At 40.7% G+C, this 22193-nt stretch carries 21 protein-coding genes; 15 read left to right on the top strand and 6 right to left on the bottom strand.

All coding sequences use genetic code 11. The annotated features are described in order from the left end of the window. Positions 1-8 precede the first annotated feature (8 nt). Both lepB and rnhC read right to left on the bottom strand, forming a co-directional pair. Positions 9-602 (bottom strand): signal peptidase I, encoded by a 594-nt coding sequence (lepB, locus tag G5B60_RS09085; protein WP_115270930.1) that lies wholly within the window; start codon positions 600-602, stop codon positions 9-11. 17 nt (positions 603-619) lie between these two features. Next, positions 620-1519, bottom strand: coding sequence for a ribonuclease HIII (gene rnhC / locus G5B60_RS09080; RefSeq protein ID WP_164683707.1), 900 nt, complete (start codon positions 1517-1519; stop codon positions 620-622). 191 nt (positions 1520-1710) lie between these two features. Between rnhC and G5B60_RS11490 the strand changes: the two genes are divergently transcribed. From G5B60_RS11490 to trxA, 13 genes are all read left to right on the top strand, one after another. Further along, positions 1711-2187 (top strand): hypothetical protein, encoded by a 477-nt coding sequence (locus tag G5B60_RS11490; RefSeq protein WP_241154529.1) that lies wholly within the window; start codon positions 1711-1713, stop codon positions 2185-2187. A 120-nt stretch (positions 2188-2307) separates the two neighbouring features. Next, entirely contained in the window at positions 2308-4635 is a 2328-nt protein-coding gene (locus tag G5B60_RS09075; protein ID WP_241154528.1) for a GbpC/Spa domain-containing protein, read from the top strand. A 5-nt stretch (positions 4636-4640) separates the two neighbouring features. After that, entirely contained in the window at positions 4641-5201 is a 561-nt protein-coding gene (locus G5B60_RS09070) for a hypothetical protein (RefSeq protein WP_164683706.1), read from the top strand. Positions 5202-5562: 361 nt separating this feature from the next. After that, the gene (gene zapA, locus G5B60_RS09060) at positions 5563-5865 is read left to right on the top strand and encodes a cell division protein ZapA (RefSeq protein ID WP_164683705.1); all 303 of its coding nucleotides are present in this window, start codon (positions 5563-5565) and stop codon (positions 5863-5865) included. Positions 5866-5867: 2 nt separating this feature from the next. Then, entirely contained in the window at positions 5868-6389 is a 522-nt protein-coding gene (locus G5B60_RS09055; protein ID WP_164683704.1) for a CvpA family protein, read from the top strand. A 181-nt stretch (positions 6390-6570) separates the two neighbouring features. Continuing rightward, positions 6571-7482: an ATP-binding cassette domain-containing protein gene (locus G5B60_RS09050; protein ID WP_164683703.1), complete on the top strand. Its 912-nt coding sequence runs from the start codon at positions 6571-6573 to the stop codon at positions 7480-7482. Positions 7483-7492: 10 nt separating this feature from the next. Then, entirely contained in the window at positions 7493-8248 is a 756-nt protein-coding gene (locus tag G5B60_RS09045) for a hypothetical protein (RefSeq protein ID WP_164683702.1), read from the top strand. 8 nt (positions 8249-8256) lie between these two features. Beyond that, entirely contained in the window at positions 8257-8949 is a 693-nt protein-coding gene (locus G5B60_RS09040; protein WP_164683701.1) for a response regulator transcription factor, read from the top strand. Positions 8950-9077: 128 nt separating this feature from the next. Further along, positions 9078-9848, top strand: coding sequence for a sensor histidine kinase (locus tag G5B60_RS09035; protein ID WP_164683700.1), 771 nt, complete (start codon positions 9078-9080; stop codon positions 9846-9848). A gap of 230 nt (positions 9849-10078) precedes the next feature. Beyond that, positions 10079-12814, top strand: coding sequence for an SH3 domain-containing protein (locus tag G5B60_RS09030; protein WP_164683699.1), 2736 nt, complete (start codon positions 10079-10081; stop codon positions 12812-12814). Between the two features lie 99 nt (positions 12815-12913). Continuing rightward, complete coding sequence (locus G5B60_RS09025; protein ID WP_164683698.1) at positions 12914-15259, top strand: endonuclease MutS2; 2346 nt, start codon at positions 12914-12916, stop codon at positions 15257-15259. Positions 15260-15285: 26 nt separating this feature from the next. Next, positions 15286-15789: a phosphatase PAP2 family protein gene (locus tag G5B60_RS09020; protein WP_164683697.1), complete on the top strand. Its 504-nt coding sequence runs from the start codon at positions 15286-15288 to the stop codon at positions 15787-15789. A gap of 64 nt (positions 15790-15853) precedes the next feature. Continuing rightward, positions 15854-16171, top strand: a complete 318-nt coding sequence (gene trxA / locus G5B60_RS09015; protein ID WP_164683696.1) for a thioredoxin — start codon at positions 15854-15856, stop codon at positions 16169-16171. 52 nt (positions 16172-16223) lie between these two features. On the opposite strand, the gene G5B60_RS09010 is transcribed toward trxA, so the two are convergent. Further along, positions 16224-16496 (bottom strand): DUF2992 family protein, encoded by a 273-nt coding sequence (locus G5B60_RS09010; protein ID WP_241154527.1) that lies wholly within the window; start codon positions 16494-16496, stop codon positions 16224-16226. Between the two features lie 219 nt (positions 16497-16715). Beyond that, a complete protein-coding gene (locus tag G5B60_RS09005) occupies positions 16716-18128 on the bottom strand; it encodes an amino acid permease (protein WP_164683695.1) in 1413 nt (470 codons plus the stop codon). 151 nt (positions 18129-18279) lie between these two features. Between G5B60_RS09005 and G5B60_RS09000 the strand changes: the two genes are divergently transcribed. Next, the gene (locus G5B60_RS09000; RefSeq protein WP_164683694.1) at positions 18280-19227 is read left to right on the top strand and encodes an AEC family transporter; all 948 of its coding nucleotides are present in this window, start codon (positions 18280-18282) and stop codon (positions 19225-19227) included. Between the two features lie 17 nt (positions 19228-19244). Here the strand turns inward: G5B60_RS09000 and G5B60_RS08995 are convergent, their stop codons facing one another. Further along, positions 19245-19709 carry an ECF transporter S component gene (locus G5B60_RS08995; protein WP_164683693.1) on the bottom strand — a complete coding sequence of 155 codons (465 nt, stop codon included), beginning with the start codon at positions 19707-19709 and terminating at the stop codon, positions 19245-19247. 89 nt (positions 19710-19798) lie between these two features. Here G5B60_RS08995 and G5B60_RS08990 point away from each other — a divergent pair, with 89 nt between their 5' ends. Then, on the top strand, positions 19799-21061 hold the full coding sequence (locus G5B60_RS08990; protein ID WP_164683692.1) for a PLP-dependent aminotransferase family protein: 1263 nt from the start codon (positions 19799-19801) through the stop codon (positions 21059-21061). On the opposite strand, the gene mutY is transcribed toward G5B60_RS08990, so the two are convergent. Further along, on the bottom strand, positions 21042-22193 hold the full coding sequence (mutY, locus tag G5B60_RS08985; protein WP_164683691.1) for an A/G-specific adenine glycosylase: 1152 nt from the start codon (positions 22191-22193) through the stop codon (positions 21042-21044). The two genes, G5B60_RS08990 and mutY, sit on opposite strands and share 20 nt — an antisense overlap.

The raw sequence follows: 22193 nt of genomic DNA, 5'->3' as shown, positions 1-22193 counted from the left end.
CTTATTTTTTATTGAACAGTTCCTATGCGGTTAAATGGCCAGATACGGAACTTCACTTCTCCGATGATATCTTTCTTTTTAAAGGTACCAACCTCACGACTGTCTCTAGAGACGATACGGTCATCACCAAGAAGATAATACTGCCCTTTTGGAACGGTTATAGTAAAGTCAGCACTACCATTAGCATCCGTTGTAAAGGCTGTTGCTTTTTCAGCTAAGCCTTGAAACAGAGCATTGTAAGAGTAGGTGCTTTGCAATTTATCCTTTTTAAACAGCTTTTGGTAAGTCTCAAGATAAGGCTCTTTGACGACTTTACCATTGACTTTTAAGACATCGTTTTTATAGCTGATAGTGTCACCAGGAAGCCCGATAACACGCTTAACGATAATTTTCTTTTTACCATCTTCCTCCTCAGAAGCGACCACAATATCAGAGCGGTCAATAGAGGTGTGTGAAAGCACCAAGAGCCTTTCGTTGTTGGCAAGAGTAGGGTCCATTGAGTGCCCATCTACTCGGACAAACTGCCACAAGAAAAGTCGACTAAGTCCAATAACAGCGAAAATGAAGATAAAAAGTCCCCATTCTTTCATAAATTTCTTCATAAATGTTCCTTTTTTTCCTAAGAGTGTAAAAGCTTGATGGCTTTTTGAGTATTAGCAAAGTGCAATTTAGCGGTTTCCTCAAGTGCAGACATGCCCTGTGTTTTCAAAAGCTGACTAGCGACCTTATCAGATTTTGCACCAGCACCACTTGGTAGTTGCATGCCGACTTTTTGGCTAAGCTGCTGGAGATTTTCTAAAAAGAGCTGGCGAGCAATGACAGAGCTAACTGCAACGGCTAAAAACTGACTCTCTGCTTTTTCCACAAGAGAAAATGCTTCATCAAAGTGATTTTTTTCCTGCTTGAGGTAGTTGAGATAGTTTTTTTGACTGGTGAAAGCATCGATAACAATGCCGTCAGGTCGCACTCCCTCCTGCAGGAGTAAAAAAATAGCCTGATTGTGAAGCGCCACCTTGACAGAAACAGCATTGTAAGGTTTCCCTGCCCCGACGACTTCATTGTACTTTCGAGGTGATAAAAGCAAGCTCTTGTGAGGAATCTTTTCCTTTAGGAGAGGAGCTATCTGGCAAATTTTGTCATCTGTCAGAGTCTTGGAGTCGGCGACACCTAGCTCTCTCAAGAAAGAAAAATCATCAGGTGTGACAAAAGAAGCCACGACAGCCAACCCACCAAAGTAAGAGCCGTTTCCCACTTCATCAGAGCCAATCAGTGCTTGTGTTTGCTGATTGAGCGCTGCGTTTGTTGTGATTTCTTTGGCGTAGCCAAAAGTCTGTGCTAGGCTTGAAGCGCTTTTCCCTTGGAAAACGAGTTTTCCAGAATGGTAGAGTGAGACGCTGCAGCCATCCATCTTTGCAAAAAAAGCAAGATGTGGGTTTTTATTAGGCACTTGATAGGCTTTTAAACGCTTCATCACTTGTTTTTGCAAGGCTAAATCAGAAGACATAACGACTGTATTCATAATTAGCATTATATCATAAAAAGATAAGCCTGTAACTGAAAAGCCTCATTAAGTAACTTTTTTAGCTATCTACTCTTTTCTAAAATGATAAATACTGATATAATAAAATTGGATTTTTTTGCCTGCTAAACTAATACTATTCAGGAGATTTATGAAGACGAAACATTACCGACGTTTAGGAATAGGACTGTTTGCTAGCAGCTCCTCATGCATTAGCAGAAGAAAATATAACTTCTGACCAAATTGAAACCGACTCCAATTCAACAGCTACATCTCCTACGACTGAAGCTTACACTGATAACTCTCAGCTGAATCAAGCTATTTCACAAGCTAAAGCTGAAGGGATTATGACGGTTAAAACAGAAGCAGAAAGCTTTGAAACCGCCCAAGAATCTCAAGAGAACTATTCTCAACAAACCCAGACCGTCATTGAAGTGACCCAAAATTATCAAGAAGCGAAACGTAACTATCAAACTGCTGAAAAAGCTCATCAAGAGTATCTAAAACAAGTTGAAACCTATCAACAAGACCTTGTTCAATACCAAGATTACCAGAAAAAGGAGCAACAATATCAAGTTGATTTAAAGACGACTTATCGTTTAGCTAAAGCTCGTTACGATGAGGACTATCAAACCGCCTTAGGAAACACAGATAAAGCTGGTTATTAACCTGAAGTTCTTGCTCAGAATCTCATTTTTCGCTCTGAGCCAAATGCCACGCAAACCTTTACTGGAACTGTTATTCCTGATGCTATTCTTAACACGGTCGTTAAGGATAGCAATGGCTGGATGGATCCTGGAACGGTAACAGCACCTCTGACGAAGCAAACCGTGACTACTAAAGGAACTTGGAATAGTGCTTTAATGGCTGTAGGGGACACGGTTATTGTAGACTACACCGATTTAGAGAACTCCAGTTTTTCTGGTTATCAGCTAAAGAAAGTTCGCTATACCTACAAACTATTAGCAACCACCCACTATTCTGGTAAGGTTATTTTCCAAGCTATCGCTGACCCAACTGTCACTTCTTACACACATATCTACAATAAGGACGGCAAAACGCAAAGTTCCTTTGAGATGGAAATGACCGTGCAATTTTTTGATGCTAGTGGAAAGGAACTCATTCCTACAGCTGAGAACTATGCGCTGACAAGCTTTGCTAGTATTAACTCTTTTGAGGGTCAAGGAGAGTTTGTTGGAAAATATAATGGTACTTTTCTTCCTATCAATGGCTCAACCATTACGGTTCAAAATGATTATGCCCTCAACCATAGTAACACGCATCAAGAAGCATTAGTCGCTGATTGGGATAGTGAAACAAGTCCTGACGCCTATATTGGGGCAATTGTCGGAAAATCGACGGAACGTATCCGCTTTACCTTCGGTAATACCAACGGATTTGCAGATTGGTTTGCCTTTAATTCAGATATAAAGGTTAAGGGTGGAATTTTAAATCCTCCAACCCCACCAATAGCTCCTACATTCATGAGTCGCCCTGTAAAACCTAAGGAAGTTCAAGAACCACAGGCTATCCTGACTCCGATTATCCTTTATCATCGCAATAAGGTTGTACCTAAACCAGTGACTCCTAAAAAGACGGTGACTCTTCAACAAACACCAACAGTTAAGGTAACGCCTGTAACCCCTCAAGTTGCTCACCCAATCACCATCATTTACACCTATGCTAAACCGACGAAATCAATCCAGACAAGCATTGGAACAACTGTTCCAACCTATGTTCCTCTTTCTCCAACGAAACAAATAGTGGTTAGTCCGCCTACGCCTACCAAACAGAATAAGCCTATTCAGAAGAAGGAGATAACTTCTTCTAAAACAGACTGGTTCGGTATTAACACAGGGATTACGGATAGTGTAGAAAAGAATGAGTTAATTAAGTTTATCAAGGAAATTGGTAAGAAAGCTAAGAAAAAGTACGGTAACAATAAAAGTGCTATCAATAAAGAAATTGCTTTAACCTTAGCATCGCCATCTTATAGCACAGACTTTCTACAGAATCTCTACAACACTTATAATGGTTCCACCTACACAGTGCCGAGTAATATAAAAGAAACAATAAGAAGTAATCATGACGACGGTAAGATTGACTTTGCACATGTCATGACAACGCTAGCTTCTTTAGAAGAGCAGAGTTTTACTGATGAAACCACTAAGCATTATGCTTCTCGCTCACTCGTTCTCCCTCTGTTTACTGACTCCTCTCTGTTCAGAGATACTATCAATAATACAAATCAGAGAACTGCTATTTTGCAACAAAATTCTCTTATTGGTGATTTATTGACCACAATGCCTACCTCTGATGTCTATACCGACATGGATGCTATTATTTTAGCGAAACATCCAGATTATAAAGATTTGCCACTTGATGAGCGTATCTTGAAATATTACGGGCAAAAGGACCTAGATAAGAAACGCAAAGAGCTTTTTCTTCAAGTTTATGGTAAAGGAAAGATGGCTGATAAAGGAGAAGCCCAATTATCGTCCTTTATGGACATTATTTACAACTTATTAACTGTTGGAGGTATAGGAGCATTAGTTTACTCGGTAGCTACTGGAAAACATAAAAATATTGGGAAAAATATCAAGACCTTAGATACTGTTCTTTATGACGGAAATATTGATAAATTTCGGAAACATCCTTTTAAGACGACTGCTAGCTTTATTGGTAAAACAGTTGATAAAAGAATCATTAAGCCAGCGGCAAAGGCTATTCAGGCAATAAACACTAAGGTTGTGAAACCTATTGTCAATGTTACTAAAAAGGTCGTCTCAAAGGTCAGTCATTTTGTCACAAAAACAGTGCCAAAAGTCATTAAAAAGGCTGCGACAACAGTAACCAACTTTGTCACAAAGACTATCCCTAGAGCTGTTGCCTTTAGCGTCAAGAAAACGGTCTCTGTCGTCAAGAAAGCCTATACTGCTGTGAGAAAGGTGATTCCTAGACCTGTTAAAAAAACGATTAAAAAGGTGTTTAGACCAATTGTCAAACCTGTACAGAGAGTCGTGAAACGAGTGACCTCTTTTGTAAAAAAAGTCTTTAACTCTGTTAAGAAAGCAATCAAACCTCGGAAAAAAGGCAGCCGAAAACGTAGGAGATAAAAGGGATGAAAAAACAGACTATTTTAAAATCACTATTCTTTACTTTGATAACTTTATTTGTTCTATTTTTGGTAGGATTTATCTATATTAGTTATAATTTAGCTACCTATCAGCTTTACTATGCCAAGCACATGCCTCATGCCAAGGGGACAAACCCTGAAATGGCGGTTATACTAGATGGTTTAGATTTTTCAGAAGAGCCTGAGATTAAAGGTATAAGATATAATATCGATGGGAATAATAGTATTATAAAAGATAATTCTGTGGCAGTTAGACAAACTTATGAAGATAATGGAGGAAGATATGAGGTTTCCATCATATGGGGACGAAAAGGTGAACAATATAGTTACTATTTATTTTCAAGTAGCGGAAAGTTTATTAGCTACTTCTACAAAAAAATAGGGGGACATAAGGATCTTAGTGACAGTTCAGAGCAACGTCGGAAAGAAGCACAAGGCTATGTTGATGAAATCATCAAACCAGTGGCAGCCAAACTCGAAAAGCAACCTAAAGTCAATTTGCAGTGGTTGTTTAATAAAAAGTACGAAAAACGATTTTCAAGATGACTAATATGATAGACTAGTATATACTTATGCTATAACAAAAACCAGCACATGATAGTTCATGCGCTGTTTTTTTGAATACTTCACTTTAAACTAAAAGGGTTCGTCTGCATCCATGGGCTCTGGATAATTTTGTTGAGCTTGTGTAGATAGCTGAGGTGCTGCTTATTTTTGTTTTCGTTTAAGAGCGGCTTCCTTGGTTTCTAGGAAAGTGATACCACCATGCAGAGCTGGAGCAATGCATTGGTAGGTGCATTGTTCCCCTAGATTATCCGTATAGGAACGTTGGATAATCTCTCCTTTCCTTATGAGAATAATTTACGAAAAGCCTGTTTTAGGGTATAATAAATAAGAGGTAATGACTATGACAAGTAAACAAACAGGAAAAAATCGTTATAAATTTGTTTTTGGGGATAAGCCACTCACCTTAACCACAGAAAAAGACAACCTTTTTATGGAAGAAGTTGAGCATCTCGCTCAGGAAAAGTATGAGGACATTAAGCAAAAACTCCCGTCAGCAGACGGTGAAACCATTGCGATTTTAATGGCTATCAATTCTTTATCCATGCAGCTAGAGCGTGAGGTTGCCTACGATACTCTAAAGGCTGAAAATGAAGAATTACGTCAAAAACTGCTGGCTAATCCAAAAGAAACTGATGGAGAATAAGCATGCTGACAGTTTTTCTCTTTTTGATTTTAGTGTGGGCATTCTACATTGGCTATAGCCGAGGGATTGGGCTTCAAGCTTTTTACACCTTTGTCTGCTTGCTAGCGCTTATTATTGCCAGTGTGAGCTTTAAGGATTTAGCGTCTCATTTGACCTTGTGGGTGCCCTATTCAAATCCTACTCAAGACTCCAGCGTTGCTTTTTTTAAGTCCGTCAATATCTTTGACTTAGACCATGTCTATTACGCTGGGGTTGCTTTTGTAGGCATTTATGCGCTGGTTTACGGCATTGGGCGCTTGCTTGGGATTTTTATGCACCTCTTTTCTTTTGAGCGCCTTGATAGCAGACCTTTTGCTATTACTGGAGGTGTCTTATCAGTAGGTGTCAGTGCTTTAAGCTTGGGGCTTTTGCTTTCTGTCTTGGCGACAGTGCCTATGACAAGCCTGCAAAATCACCTCTCAGCTAGCAGCCTAGCCCGCCTTCTCATCCAGATTGCCTCTCTAGTGACAAGCAGCTGGCTATAATGATGATAATGACGAAAAGATCATGTTCTTAGAGCGTGGTCTTTTTTGCGAATTGAGACGTCAGTGCAAAAAACTTTAGAAATATTTTAGAAATAGTAGAGGGTTTTCTGACGTTTATAGGGTAAGATAGAAGTATAAAAAGAAAACGTTATAGCATTAAAAGCTAAGGAAAGAGGAAAATATGGCACTACTAGAGTTAAAACAGGTCAGAAAAACATTTGGACATCAAACCATTCTTCATGATGTTTCCCTCCGTGTTGATAAAGGAGATATTTATGGTTTAGTTGGTCGTAATGGTGCGGGAAAAACAACGACTTTAAAAATCATCACAGATTTGATACAGGCAGATTCAGGGCAAGTCCTCCTCTTTTCACAGGAAAAAGGTAGCCAGTACAATAAAGCGCTCAAGCGAACAAGCTCTATGATTGAAATGCCTGTCGCTTTTGACCACCTAAGCGCTAAGGACAATCTCTTGTATTATTGCAAATTGCGTGGTATCGTCAATGCACCAAAAGTCATTCAAGAAACTTTAGACTTAGTTGGGCTAAAAGATACAGGAAGAAAACCTTATAAAAAGTTTTCTCTTGGAATGAAGCAAAAACTAGGCTTGGCTATCGCATTGTTGTCTAAACCAGACCTTGTTATTTTAGACGAGCCACTAAACGGTTTAGACCCTATTGCTATCATTGACCTGCGTAAACTCATCTTAAAGCTCAATGAGGAGTTAGGTATTACCTTTATCATCTCTAGCCATATCCTCTCTGAGTTGTTTTTGGTGGCGACAAAGTTTGGTATTATCCATGATGGAGAGGTTAAGAGAACTTTCACCAAAGAAGAGTTTAACCGCATGAACCAAGAATATATCGTTGTTGAGTCAAGCAATACAGCTGCTATAACGTATCTTCTTGAGCAAAAAGGTATTCATGATTTTAAAGTGGTTAATGAAGAGGTTGTCAATATCTTTACAGCAGATATTTCTATTAAGACGATTGCTGCCTGGTTGCTTTCAGATAATCTGGATTTTGATGGGCTTTACTACCATCGCCAAGATTTAGAGGCTTACTTTAACGATATTGTTCATGAAAAAGCATAGGAGGTTTGATATGTTAGCATTGATAAAAGCAGATTATTTTAGAATTTTTCGCTCTCGTGGTTTCTGGATAGCTCAACTCTTGATTTTGGGAGTTGTCTATCTTACAGCAAGCGGTGGACAATTTAGTATCGGAGCAAGTGTCGCAGAAGAAAGCCCTCAAGTAGTCCTAAGAACGGCTTATGATACCATGCTTTACGCCAGCCATAACTTTAGCAACTATTACTTTTTATACCTGCCATTTTTTGTTATAATTGTAGCAACTGATTTTACTAAGAAATTATACAAAAACACTATCACTATCGGAGTTTCAAGAGGTCTTTTGGTTGTGACAAAGTGGGTGGAGTTTCTCTTGCTGAATATCGTAGAGAGCTTACTCATCTACGGAGTGAGCTTTGGAATTGCGAGTCTCCACTTGCCGCTGGGACATTTATCCACTGATGCTTGGCTGAATCTCTTTTTAGGCTTTTTACTACAAGTAGCGGTTATCCAGATTGCCTACACACTAGCTTTGGTTGTGTTGGTGGCTACGAAATCAACGGTTTTAGTGACTGTATTTGTCTTTACATGGTCTATCATCATCACTATACTCTATCTCTTTTTGAAAAATGATTTGATTATGTTCGTCAGTGTAGACGCCATTTTATCAAATGTCCAGTCTATTTTAGCAAATAACACTCTGTTGGCTAAAACACTTGGTGTGCAGTTTGGTTTGTTTATCGTTGGTTTCTTAGCAAGTATTCAGATTTTCAAACGGCAATCATTGTAGGGGAGATTATGACAGCAACTATTCTCATCATTGAAGACCATAATGATATTCAGCGATTATTATGCGAAGAGTTATCCACCGATTATCAGGTACTTCAGGCTTACTCAGGAACAGAAGGACTATTGTATCTAAAGACAGAAAAGCCTGATTTGGTTTTGCTTGATATTATGTTACCAGGGCTTAGCGGACAGGAGGTGCTAGAGCAAGCTCGTCAGTTCTCTGATGTCCCTATCATCATGGTAACGGCGCTGGATGATAAAGCAATGGTGAGTCAATATTTGCTCTCAGGAGCTAATGACTATGTGACAAAACCCTTTGATTTGAATGAATTGCGTGCTCGTATCGCTGTTCAGCTGCGCCTAGCGCACACAAGCACAGACAAGCCTACTGATACCTTAAAACATCTCAACATCACTCTTGATCTTCAGACATTTGAGATAAGATCGGAAGCTGTCAGTCTCTCTCTGAGTAAAAAAGAGTTTGACATTTTTAAGCTTTTACTCGAAAATCCTCAAAAAGTGTTTACCAAAGCCCAACTCTATGAAAACGTATGGAAAGAACCTTTTCTTGCAGAAGAGCATGTGCCTAATACCCAACTTAGTAATCTGCGTAAAAAACTGCATCAGCTAGACCCGACACAAGAGTATATCAAAACTGTTTGGGGGATTGGTGTGCGTCTAACAGAAAGTCGTGATCTATGATAGAGTGGCTTGTCATTTTAGTCTTGGTGCTCTGCCTTAGCTATTTCGTGTTTAGATACAGATATTTTAAGCAAGCGACTAGGACACTGTATACAGATATTTTAGAAAAAAGAGAAACACAATCGCTATTGACCTTGACAACACATGAGCAAATGCCAGAGTTTCAAACTTTAGTTGAGCAAGTCAATGAATTATTTGAAGATCAAGAAAGCAAGCAAAAGCAATTGCATGCTCAGCAAAAAGAGCTACAAATCGCTATCCAAAATATCACCCATGACTTGCGTACACCTCTGACAGTTGCTAGTGGTTACGTGCAGCAATTGTCCTATAAAACTGAATTTTTAGATACAGACGCTAGAGATAAGTTCACCTTTACCTTGCAGCAGTTAGAGACGGTCAACAAGCGTCTCACTTTGCTGATGGATTATTATCGTATATTACAGGGAACTTTGCAATTAGAGCCTATCTTGACAAATGTGAGTGAGATGATTCTACAGACTTTACTGATGTATGAGAGTGCCATAGAGGAAAAGTGTCTAGAAGTTCACCTTGTTATTGAAGAAAACATCCAGTTGATGGTTGATCAGGCGGTTTTACAGAGACTTTTGCAAAATATCTTTGGTAATGTTCTTAACCACGGGCAAGATTTTCTCACAGTCGAGCTCTCAAAAAATACACAAGAGATTAGCCTTTCTGTCAAAAACGGTTTAAAGGCACCCATTACTCATATTGAGCGGTTAACGGAGCGCTTTTATTCGGAAGATCTATCAAAGACATCCACTTCAAGCGGTTTAGGATTATTTATCGTCGAGCGTTTTGCAAGAGAGCTAGGAGGCGTACTGCATTTAGACGCTACAGACGAAGAGTTTTGCCTCCAAATTATCTGGCAAATAACATGAAAAACAACTTTCTTACCGTAGAAAGTTGTTTTTTTTCAAAAAAAGTTCACGTTTTTAGTTTCTTTTACGAATAAATAGATGAAAGGTAAAATATCATGTTGATTAAAAATATTTCATCTTTATTACAATAAGTGTTGACATGTGTTACAAAGAGAGGTAAAATAAAGGTGAAAAAGATGTTAATCGTTGTATGGTAACAGCAATTTATTAACAGATAGAGGAGAAGAACAATGAAATATGGAGTTAATGAAAAACAACGCTACTCAATTCGCAAATACGCCTTTGGTGCAGCATCTGTCTTGATTGGCTGTGCCTACATGGCAAATGCTCAAGTCGCAAAGGCTGACCAAACAACAGCAAGTGACTCAGCAGTCGCAAAAACTGTCGTTGAAAACAGTGGAACAATTGTAGTTGACAAATCCACACAACCAGACAACACCGTCACTTTTGATAATTTGACAACTAAAGGCTCAGCTTGGGCAAATACAAACGTCGTTGACAATACCCAAGCACAAGCTGTATCAAGCACACCAGCTGCAAGTACAGCTACACCAGCGCAACCAACAGCAACAACTAAAGAAAACACAACTACACCATCAGAAGCAGCAACATCAACTAGCAATGTTGCAACACAACCAGCTGCTACATCTACAGCACAAACATCTACTAACGTCACCAAAGAAGCAACAGTTGTCGTCACTTACCCAGACGGCTCAACAGACGAAGTCAAAGTTAACTACACCGTCGCTGGACAAACAGACGCTGATAAGAATGAACCAACTGTTCGCACACAAACAGTCCGCCAAGGACAAACACCAACCGCAGATTTCTTCATTACCAACAAAGACAGTCTACCAGCAGGTACAACCTTTAGCTATAAAGATGACTCTGCTCCAAAAACAGAAACACCTGCGACTACGCCTACAGCAACTAAACCAAGTACAACTGATACTGTCGCAGAACCTGCAAAACCAACAGAAACACCAGTAACTACTCCAACAACTACTAAACCAAGTGATCCTGAAACAGTAAAAACACCTGAAAAGGCTGAAACACCAACTGCAGCGACTAAAGATGATACTTCTAAGGAAGAAAGCAAACCTGCCGAAGCACCAGCTAAAGACAAAGTTGTCAAAGAAGTTATAACTGGTCCAGAATTACCAGCTAGTGGTCGCTATACCTTCACTGAAAAGACAGCCGTTTACACCACACCAAGCACCAACAGTAGCGTTTCTTTCTACTACAACAAGGGGGAATATGTCAACTATGACAAGGTCTTAGACGCTGAAAATGCTCGCTGGATTTCTTACGTCAGCTACAGTGGTATCCGCCGTTACGCTAAGGTAGGAGAACTCACTAAGGTTCTTGAAGAAGTGACAGACGCTGAAAGCACTGAAACAAGCAAAAACCGCAAACCTCAAGCTGCTAAGGGAACCTATGTTTTCCAAGACACAGCACAAGTCCGCAATGACGCTAAACTTTCAAGCCCAGTTGAGTTTGAGTTTACAAAAGGTGAAACTGTCAATTATGATAAAGTATTGACCGCAGATGACTACAACTGGATTTCTTATGTCAGCTACAGCGGAACACGTCGTTATGTAGCACTTGACAAAGTCGAAAAAGCAACAGCTGATACTACAAAAACACAAACACAACAAAAAGAAGAAACCAAACCAGCAAGCTTGAACTTGCCAGCAAGTGGTAACTATGTTTTTACAAATACTGTTCAAGTGCACAACGAAGCCAAACTCTCAAGTCCAGTACAGTTTGAATTCCGAAAAGGCGACCAAATCTACTACGACAAAGTGTTGACAGCTGATAACTACAACTGGCTATCTTATATGAGTAATAGCGGAACTCGTCGCTACGTTGCACTCAGCAAAGTCGAAACAGCAGCAACTACATCTAAACCTAGTGTTGTAACAGGAGACATCAAGGTGGAAAATGTGACTGCTAAAGGCTTTGACGTTGTTGTCAGCAATGTCTCTGACACCCAAGGTGTCAAAGCGGTGAAAGTGCCTGTTTGGACAAGCCAAAATGGACAAGATGACATCATCTGGTACGACGCTACTAAACAAAGCTCTGGTGATTACAAGGTGGCTGTTAAGATTAGCGACCACAAAAATAATACTGGTGAATACAATGCTCACTTGTATTATGTCCAAAACGATGGCAGCTTAAAAGGTGTTGCTGCGACAAAAACGACAGTTGAAGCAGAAGCAAGCACACAAGCAAAATCAGAAACACCAAATCTCCCAGCAAGTGGCAAATACACCTTTACAGATACAGTAGAAGTACGTAATGACGCTAAACTCTCAAGCCCAGTACAATTTGAGTTTAAAAAGGGAGAGTATGTCAACTATGATAAAGTGTTGACAGCCGACGACTACAACTGGATTTCTTACGTTAGCTACAGTGGCACACGTCGCTACATTGCTCTCAACAAAGTTGAAAATACTACAGTTGAAACTCCACAAAAAGAAGAAACCAAACCAGCAACTCCAGCTAAATCAGAAGCTGTATCAACTCTTCCAAGTTCAGGCACTTATCGCTTTACAGAACGAGCAGATATCAAAAATGAACCAAAAACTTCAAGCCCAGCGCTTGCTTACTACAATGCTGGTGATTCTGTCAACTACGACAAAACCCTAGTGGCAGATAACCAAAATTGGATTTCTTATATCAGCCGTAGCGGTAATCGTCGCTACATCTCTGTTGGAAAAGCAACACCTGCTACACCTGCCAGTGCACCAGCTGAAACAAAAACAGACCTTCCAAGTTCAGGTTCTTACACTTTTGACAACCGTGTTAATGTGAAAAACGAACCAACTGCAGCTAGTGCTGTTGCTTTCTACCTCGATAAAGGTTACAAAGTTAACTATGACAAAGTGCTCAATGCAGACGGTCACCGTTGGATGAGCTATGTTAGCCGCAGTGGACAACGTCGCTATGTCCAATTTGACTAATAAAGTCATTTTGAAATCTGCTAAAACGCTACAAGTTATCTTGTGGCGTTTTTGAGTTCAGATGCCCAATTTACTACGATTTGCGATATAATAGAAGGTATGAATACTAAGATTTTAGAACAGTTAGAATTTGATAAAGTCATAGACTTGCTAACACCGTATTTACAGACGATGCAAGGAAAGGCAGAGTTAGCTCAGCTAAGACCCATGACGGACTATCGTCGTATCACGTCAAGTCTTGCTGAGGTTGACGACATGTCACAGATTTTTATCCAGTCGCATGGCTTTGCTCTAGGAGAGTTGCAGGATATATCAGAGAGTTTACGTCGCTTAGAGTTGTCTGCTGATTTGAATGTGGCAGAGCTGCAGGCACTAAAGCGTGTGCTACTGGTATCTAGTGAAACCAAGCGTTTTTATGATGATCTTGAAAATATAACTGTGGATTATCTGCGACCTTTATTTGAAAAGATAGACATTTTTCCACAGTTGCAGGGGGCTTTGCAGGCTATCAATGATGGTGGTTTTGTGGAGGATTTTGCCAGTCCTGAGCTGACTCGTATTCGTAGAAAGATTGCAGAGAGTGAGCGTGAGATTCGTGAGACACTACAGGATATTGTGAAAAAGCGTGGGGATATGCTGTCTGAGCAGCTGATTGTCAGCCGTGCTGGGCGTAGTGTTTTACCGGTTAAAAATACTTATCGCAATCGGATTTCTGGGATTGTACATGACATCTCTGCTTCAGGTAGCACGGTTTATATCGAGCCACGTGCGGTTGTTTCTTTAAATGAGCTGATTACGCAGTTGCGTGCAGATGAGCGCTATGAGGTGGCACGCATTCTGCATGAGTTGTCTGATTTATTGCGTCCACAGACTAATAGCATTCGCAATAATGCTTGGATTTTGGGGCATTTGGATTTTGTGCGTGCTAAGTATCTCTTTATGCGAGACTACTCTGCTGTTATCCCTAAACTCTCAGAAAACAAGACCATTCAATTGCTAAATATGCGTCACCCTTTGCTAGCCCATCCTGTTTCTAATAGCCTCTACTTTGGTGAAGAATTGACCAGTATTGTTATCACTGGACCCAATACAGGTGGTAAGACCATTATGCTTAAAACGCTTGGTCTAGCGCAGCTGATGGCACAGTCAGGTCTGCCGATTTTGGCAGACAAGGGCAGTAAAGTAGCTATCTTTACAGAGATTTTTGCAGATATCGGAGACGAGCAGTCCATTGAGCAGAGCTTATCGACCTTCTCTAGTCACATGACACAGATTGTCTCTATTTTAGAGAATGCTAATGAGGATAGTTTGGTTCTCTTTGATGAGCTCGGTGCTGGGACAGACCCTCAAGAAGGAGCCAGTCTTGCTATGGCTATCCTTGAGCATTTGCGTCTAAGTGGTATTAAAAATATGGTCACCACTCATTATCCAGAGCTAAAAGCTTATGGGATTGAGACTGCTTTTGTTGAAAATGCTAGCATGGAGTTTGACACGACAACGCTTAGTCCGACTTATCGCTTTATGCAGGGTGTCCCTGGTCGTTCAAATGCTTTTGAAATTGCAAGGCGCTTAGGCTTGCCTGAGATTATCGTGGCTGATGCTGAAAGTCAGACGGATAAGGAGAGCGATGTCAACCGTATCATTGAGCGCTTGGAAGAACAAACGCTTGAGAGCCGTAAACGTTTAGAGCGCATTCGTGAGGTTGAAAAAGAAAATCTGAAGTTTAACCGAGCGGTCAAAAAGCTCTACAATGAATTTTCACACGCACGTGATAAAGAGCTTGAAAAGGCTTATCAAGAAGCGCAAGCTATTATTGATGAGGCAAAAGAGAAGAGTGATGAAATTTTAAAGACGCTGACAGCTAAAAGCCAGCTAAAACCGCACGAAGTTATTGGTGCCAAAAAAGAGCTTGACAGTTTAGTCAAAGAGCCTGATTTATCCAAAAATAAAGTGCTTAGAAAGGCGAAGAAAGCTAAGGCACAAAGGGCAGCTCGTGTGGGCGATGACATCATCGTAACCCGCTATGGTCAACATGGTACCCTTATCAACCAACTCAAGGACGGGCGTTTTGAGGCGCAAGTTGGTTTGATTAAGATGACGCTAAAGCCAGATGAGTTTACTTTAGTGCGTGCTCAAAAAGAAACGCCAAAACCAAAACGTGCTAAACAAGTGAAAGTCGTTAAAAAAGTGAGTCAAACTGGTCCACGAGCACGTCTTGACCTAAGAGGCATGCGCTATGAAGAGGCTATGCAGGAGCTAGACCGCTTTATTGACCAAGCGTTGCTTAATAACATGGCACAAGTCGACATTATCCATGGTATCGGTACAGGTGTCATCCGTGAGGGGGTTACCAAGTATCTGCGCCGTAATAAACATGTCAAGAACTTTGGTTATGCCCCTCAAAATGCTGGCGGTTCCGGGGCAACAATTGTTACCTTGGGCTAAGCTAGCTTAATATGAAGGAGTTTTGTATGTTTGATTATCAAAGACGCTATGACAGCTGGACAGTGCCTTTTAGGCGCTATCCGATGCTTGTCTCATTGTTGAGTTTAGCCAATCATTTTTTGACACATGCCATGTACATCATCTACCCTATTTTGCTGGTACTTGTGTATATGGACCAAGGGTTCTCACTGCTTTTAGGGATTTTGGTTCTTGTTCCAGCCATTAGTTTTAGTTTGGTGTCTCTTTTTCGTCATCTTTACAATCAACCTCGTCCCTACGAAACGTGGGATTTCAGTCCCTTGATTATCAAAACTAGCCAAGGCAAATCAATGCCAAGTCGCCATGTTTTTTCAGCGAGCATGGTTAGCATGTGTGCTTTACGCTTATCTTTTCCCTTTGGGCTTATGCTGTTAGGCTTTTCACTCATCTTAGCATTTTGCCGTGTGCTTGGCGGTGTGCATTATCCCAAGGATGTTTTGATTGGCTATGTTTTAGGCTTCTCATTTGGTCTCCTCCTCTTTTTGGTGTAGCAATTAGTGGAAAATGTTCTTATTTTTGTGTAGAATAAGACCATGATTAGATAGGAGGCTTATTATGGCTTACGCAATTACAGATGCAACATTTGAACAAGAGACAAAAGAAGGTCTCGTCCTTATTGATTTTTGGGCAACATGGTGTGGTCCATGTCGTATGCAGGCACCTATTCTTGAGCAATTAGAAGCAGAATTTGATGAAGATGACCTCAAGATTGTCAAAATCGATGTGGATGAAAATCCAGAAACGGCACGCAGCTTTGGCATTATGTCTATTCCGACATTGATGTTCAAAAAAGACGGTCAAGTCGTCAAGCAAGTCGCAGGTGTGCACACCAAAGAACAACTAAAAGCGATTATTAATGAAATAAATGCTTAGTTATTATCATTAAAAAGAGACTAGCTTCTATGAAGCTAGTCTCTTTTTGGGCTTAATACCCTTTCTTTTTTTGGTGGCGTTTTTCTTGTTTGAGCTGGTATTTGTAGGTGGTTAAAGCACGCTGTTTTTTCTTTTTAGCTGTTTTTCGCTTTTGCTTAACTAAATCATGTGTTTTTTGTAATGCCAGCTGTGCCTTTGTCAAAACAATTGGTTGTTTCTTGGCACGGTTTAATTCACGTTGCATGCGCTTTGGATTTTTCTTTTTAGGACTGCTCTGTATTTTAAGGATAGAAGTTGCAGGGCTGATTTCTTCCTGCTTTTTCATCCAAATGGTTAAATCTTTACCAATAAATGTGATAATATCGGCTTCATGAAAGTCCCCTCCTCAAGTAAAAATCAAGGATAATGGACGACCCGCAGGGAAGGTTACTGACATCAAAGATGCTTGCAGACTACCAACTGCAATGTGTTTTTATATCAGCTTTATTATACAATGTGCTTAGTCAAAGTTCAAATCAAAAAAAGTAGTGAATAGTCACTACTTTTAAGTCGTTTTTCTAAATTTCAATTGACTGTAAATGCCAAAGACTACAATCCAAATGAGTGAGCCAATTGCTCCGACAACGGTGTCTGCTTGCATAAAGAGAATGGCATAGACAAAGAGCATAAAGGCGATAGTGAGCGGATTTAGGATTTTGTAGGCTGGCATGAGGTAGCCGTCTGTCATAAAGTCATCGGACTTGCGGTATTTGAGGTGAGCAATCATAGTCAGGATGTAGATAGCGATATAAACCCCTGATGAAGAAGCGGTAATCAGTGTAAAGGTATTTTTGATAGCAGGAATCATGCTGATAAGCGCTGAAGCTGCGATGACAATAGCTGAGAAGATAATGGATTTACTTGGTACACCAGAGCGTGATAGGGTGTTGATTTTAGCCTTGTTCATCCATTTTGTAGGGGCTTCGTTGGCTAACTGATAAAGATGGCGTCCAGTTGAGTAGAGCGTAGAGTTCAGAGCAGAAGCTGCTGATGTGAGGACGACAAAGTTAATAAGAGCTGCCGCCCATTTAAAGCCTGCTAATTGAAAGACCATAACAAAAGGTGAATTTTCAAGGCTGCTACCACCGCCAGAAAAAGCTCGCCAAGGAATGATGGTCATAATGGCAACCAAAGCACCGACATAAAAGATAACGATACGCATAGGAATTTCTTGGATGGCTTTTGGAAGAACAGTTCGTGGATTGGCTGTTTCAGAGACAGTGATTCCGACAAACTCAATCGCTTGATAAGCAAAGAAAACCATCTGGAAAGACACCAAGAACTTCATCCAACCATTTGGAAACCATTCAAAGTTATGGAAGATATTGTTAAGACTAACAGGACCTTCAGGTGTTTTAAAACCAGTCACCAGCATGATAATAGCCGTTGCAATCAAAGCTAGAATAGCGATAATCTTAATCATGGCAAACCAAAACTCGGTTTCTCCAAAGACCTTAACAGCGATGAGATTGACAGAAGCTAACAGCACCAAAAAGACAATCTGAATAATCCAAGACGGCCAAGTCGGAAACCAATACTGCATGTACTTGGCAACGGCTGTAATCTCTGCCATCCCAAGGAAAATCAGTGAGACCCAGTAAGACCAGCCAGCAAAATAGCCCCAGCCTTGTCCTAAATAGCGTGTGATAAAGTTGATAAAGGTGTGCTGATCAGGGTCTTGATAGAGCATCTCTCCCATTGCTCGCATCATAAAGAACATAAAGACGCCAGTGATGAGATAGACCAGTAAGATAGACGGTCCAGTCAGGGCAATGGAATTTCCCGCTCCCAAGAAAAGCCCAGTTCCAATCGTTCCTGCGATGGCAATGAGCTGGACGTGGCGGTTTTGAAGTCCACGCACCATCCCATTTTCTAAATGCTCCGTGTCCGTGTTTGTTGTTTGTTGTTTATTTGACATGAATATTCCTTTTCCTATCTAGTTTCACTTCTATTATACTAGATATTGAGGACAATTTCAATTTCATTGAAAAGTAGCCCTATTGACATCGTGAAAACTTGTTGTATAATATAGTGATATATGTAACATTAACAATAAGGAGAGTTATTAGATGATTTTATTAACATCTATTGAAAGTATCATTCCAATAGTGTTTTTAATCGCTCTTGGGTTTTACCTTTATCAAAAAAACTGGTTTGGAGAGACTTTTGCAGGCAATATCTCAAAGCTCATCATGAATGTCGCCTTGCCTGCTTCTATCTTTGTCTCAGTGCTCAAGTATCTGACCTTAGATAAGCTCATCCAAGTCGCTCCAGGGCTTCTTTATACCTTTGGGTCAGTCATTGTCGGCTACATTATCGCATTTATCGCAGTTAAGCTCTTTAAGATTCGCCCAGGGCGTCGTGGGGTCTTTATCAACACGGTAGCTAATGCCAATACAATTTTTATTGGTTTGCCTTTAAATATCGCTCTGTTTGGTGATAAAGCGCTGCCTTATTTCTTGGTTTACTATATCACAAATACCGTTTCAACATGGGCGTTTGGGGCTTTGTTGATTGCACGTGATAGTAAGGATGGTCAGGCTAAGCAAACAGGTGGTTTCAACTGGAAAAAACTGCTCCCTGCACCGCTGATTGGTTTTTTAGTAGCACTTGTTTTCTTGCTCTTTAGCATTCCAGTGCCTGACTTTGCGACCAACACGCTGACTTATCTAGGGAATTTGGTAACGCCTTTATCATTGATTTACATTGGGATTGTGCTCGCTAAAGCTGGTCTTTCTAGTATCAAGTTTGACCGTGATACGATTCTAGCTTTAATTGGACGCTACATTGTCTTACCTGTCGTGACTGTCCTTATCTTATGGTTGTTTGGTAAAGGACTTCCAGCAGATGAGTACAAGACCTATGTCGTACAAGCTTCTGTGCCGGCGCTGGCTGTTCTACCTATTCTTGCTAACGAAGGTGGCGGTGATGTCGAATATGCAACCAACATCGTTACAACCTCAACACTCTTGTTTGTTGTTGTGATTCCAATTGTTGTTGCCCTTCTTGGTGTTTAAAAAGGATAAGCTTTTGCTTATCCTTTTCTTGTGACCACTCTATAAGTTAAATAACCCACCAGCATGCCAAAGAAGTTTTGAGCAAGATTGCCCCAGACGCTAGCAAGAGCAGCGCCCCAGCCTTGTCCAAGCACTACAGAGCCTACAACATACCAGCCCACCATGATAAGGCTGGCAAGAGCTAAGCCAAGAATGCGCTTTTTGCCTGTCCAGCCAGCAAAGTAACCCTGCGCACCGTGAGCGATAAGGCTGTGAATCATCCATTGAGGATAGCCTGCTAAAAGGTCAATCAGAAAACCAGATAAGCCACCAACAACAGCGCCAGCTTTGCTCCCTAGATAAAAACTGGTAAAGTAAATGCCAGCGTCAAGAAGTGTCAGAAAGCCTGTTGGCGTTGGTATCATGATAAAGCGTCCTAAAACAACCGATAAGGCAGTGAGAATAGCAAGTAAAGTCAATGTTCGTGTACGGCTAGATGTCATAAATCCCTCCACAATCTGTTATGATTTGATTGTAAAGGAATCATAAATAAAGTACAATAGAGAAAAAAAGAAAGTGTAGGGGGACAGATATGACAAAAGTTGAGGCGATAAAGTCCTATATCATCGCAGAAATCAAAAAAGGAGACTTAAAAGCAGGTGACAAACTACCCTCTATACGAAAGCTGGCTAACGATTTTTCCTGCAACAAAGACACCGTGCAAAAGGCGCTTTTAGATTTGCGCTATGAGCATTACATCCATGCCATTGAAAAGTCGGGCTATTATGTTTTTGAAAATCCTCATCAAGAGGTGGAGACTCTAGACTTACCTGATTCTGAAATTGCCAATCTAGCCTACGAAGATTTTAGGCTCTGTCTCAATGAAACCTTGATTGGACGTGAGAGTTATTTGTTTAACTATTTTCATAAGCAAGAAGGCTTGCCCGAGTTGATAGATGTAGCACATCAATTGCTCCTTGAGGGAGACGTCTATAGTAAGCGTGAGCAGCTTGTCATTACAGCTGGGACGCAACAAGCGCTCTATATTCTCACGCAGCTAGATTTTCCAAATGGGAAAACAGATATTTTACTAGAGCAGCCGACTTATGACAGGATGGTTGACTTGGTTGGTCAGCTGTCGCTGCCTTACCAAACCATCTCAAGAAAGATAGATGGTATCGACTTTGATGAGTTAGAAGCGATTTTTCAAAAAAGCTCTATTAAGTTTTTTTACCTCATGCCAAGACTTCACAATCCCTTGGGGACTTCCTATACGCCCGAGGAGATGGAGCGTTTGGTATTTTTAGCAGAAAAGTACGATGTCTATTTAGTTGAGGATGATTATATGTCTGATTTTGCTGAAAAAGCACCGCTACATTATTATGATACCTTTGAGCGTGTTATCTACCTCAAGTCGTTTTCAAGCACCATTTTTCCAGCGCTTCGTTTAGCGGTTGTTTGTCTCCCCACATGTCTCAAGCAGGCTTTTATTGATTATAAGAAACTCATGGATTATGATACTCACTTGATTTTACAAAAAGCTTTGGCGCTTTACATCAATAATGGCATGTATGCTAAAAACACCCACTATCTAAAAGAGCGCTACCACAAGCAAGTCGAAGAGGGAGAAGCCCTTGTTGCACATAAGTCTACGCTCCCACCACACAGTATCCGCTATCATCATGTTTTGCTGGACGTGTCAGCTTTTAAGAAAAATAAGTTGTCCAAGCTTCTTCGTCTGTCAGAGCCTTTGTCAGACTTTTATGTCAATTCAAAAGCACAGCGTGTCGTGCAAGTTTCTAGTGCTGATAGGCTGGAGCAGATGTTAGACCTGATTAGAGAGGATTTGCCTTAAAGTAGCCTGCCATTAGCTTTTTCTGTGGCGTTGCAAGGGGGTAATTGTCTAAGTCCTCTTTTTTCACCCAAGCAAGAGTCTTATCATCAGCTAGCCTGTCATCAAGAACCATACCTGCTATGATGTCCATCAGCCACCTTCTGTGGCTAAAGGTGTGTTTGACAAGTGGAAAGGTTTGGTCTGACCAGACAGGCTGCAAGTGGTAGTCCTTTTCAAAGACTGTTTTTTGCGAGATTGTAGGAGATTCCTTGCTGTCTGCCTCAAATAGGGAAAGTTGCTGTGCTACTATTTGCGTCTCTAAAAGCGGAAAAGACCAGAAACCAGCTAAAAGACGCTCGCTATCATTTTTTTCAAGCAAGAACTCTCCCTTGCTATTTGTGATAACAAAAGCTTGAATCTGTATTGGTTTTGGCTTTTTCTTTGGCTCCTTGATAGGGTATTTGTCCATGGTGTTATGGAGATAAGCAGCACTGAAAAAGCGAATGGGGCTTTCCTCTGGACGTGGATTTTTAGCGGATTCGATGTCAGCACCCAAGTCCATAAGCGCTTGATTAAAATCTCCAGGTCTTTTGGGATCAATCAAGACCTCACAGATAGCTTGAAAGATTTTTCTATTCTTGGGGTCACCGATATCGTAATTCACCTCAAATAAACGTGCCATTACCCGCATGACATTGCCATCTACAGCAGGCTCGACCAAGTCAAAAGCGATACTAGCAATAGCACCAGCAGTGTAAGGACCAATCCCTTTTAGCTGAGCAATCTCAGCGTAAGTCTCTGGGAAATGCCCACCAAAGTCGGTTATAATCTGCTGCGCTGCGATTTGCATATTACGAACTCGAGAGTAGTAGCCTAGTCCCTCCCAAGCTTTGAGCAGTCTTTCCTCGTCTGCGTTAGCGAGGTCAGCTATGGTTGGAAACCACTCCAAAAAACGCTCATAATAAGGAATGACGGTCGCGACCTGTGTTTGCTGCAGCATAATCTCAGAAATCCAAATAGGATAAGGATTTTTCGTATGACGCCAAGGCAAATCACGCTTTTCCCTGTCATACCAAGCAAGGAGAGTTTTCCTAAAACTGTCAATTTTGTCGGTATCCCACATATCAATACCATATTGTTTAAAATCAATCAT

This window comes from Streptococcus hyointestinalis, from assembly GCF_011039275.1.
GTDB lineage: Bacteria > Bacillota > Bacilli > Lactobacillales > Streptococcaceae > Streptococcus > Streptococcus hyointestinalis_A.
This window is presented reverse-complemented; position numbering and strand designations above follow the sequence as displayed.